At 53.3% G+C, this 242-nt stretch carries 1 protein-coding gene; it reads right to left on the reverse strand.

What is annotated here, in order from left to right:
* Window positions 1-11: 11 nt before the first annotated feature.
* On the reverse strand, window positions 12-242 hold a 231-nt coding region (locus C6N31_RS44990), incomplete at its 5' end, for a hypothetical protein (RefSeq protein WP_232486388.1).

Raw genomic sequence — 242 nt, forward strand, 5'->3', positions numbered from 1 at the left:
TAACAATCATATCAAACCCAGCGATCAAAAAGAGAGAACCAAGCATCAGCAAAAGAGAGCATAACAGGAAATCCAGAACAGAACCATAAAATTAAACACCCCACAGACATATCCCGAAATCTAGTTCCTCCAGCTGCCTTCGGAAGCACCGCCGCCGCCCCGGGAGTAGCGAGATCCACCGTCTCCGTAGCTACGGTCGCGGCTACCGCCGTAACCACCTCCGCCGCCACCATAACCACCGC

The sequence above is a fragment of the Streptomyces fildesensis genome (assembly GCF_016107395.1).
Classification (GTDB): domain Bacteria; phylum Actinomycetota; class Actinomycetes; order Streptomycetales; family Streptomycetaceae; genus Actinacidiphila; species Actinacidiphila fildesensis.